This is a genomic window from Mesorhizobium sp. M2E.F.Ca.ET.209.01.1.1, from assembly GCF_004010375.2.
Classification (GTDB): Bacteria; Pseudomonadota; Alphaproteobacteria; order Rhizobiales; family Rhizobiaceae; genus Mesorhizobium.
Genome location: NZ_SADP02000923.1, coordinates 1 through 308, shown reverse-complemented (window position 1 = coordinate 308; position 308 = coordinate 1). Strand labels below are relative to the sequence as shown.

Annotated in this window: 1 protein-coding gene; it reads left to right on the top strand. The window is 65.9% G+C overall.

All coding sequences use genetic code 11. The annotated features are described in order from the left end of the window. Positions 1–105: 105 nt before the first annotated feature. Positions 106–308: ABC transporter permease (locus EN852_RS38520; protein WP_135879882.1), on the top strand; the 203-nt coding region annotated here is incomplete at its 3' end.

The following is a 308-nucleotide window of genomic DNA, read 5'->3' as shown; positions in this document are numbered from 1 at the left end:
GGATAGCCTCAACGCCGTTCTCACTTAGTTCATCGAGAGCGCCAGGCCATATGTGATCGTCGGCGTCTCCTGCTTCGTTGCCGGCCTTCTCATCGGAGCGCTGCTATGAGCGCGCTGCTTGCCTGGCTTCTCACCAATCCCACGGTGCTGGCGATCGGCGCCGGTCTCGTCGGCGCGCTCGGCTGGGGCTTTCACCAGCGCCTCGCCGGCGCACGGGCCGAACGAAACAAACAGGCCGAGGCAGAGACCGCGGCCCGCAATGTCGCCGACCAGGTCGACAACGACATTGGCGCCTTGCCGGCGGAAGC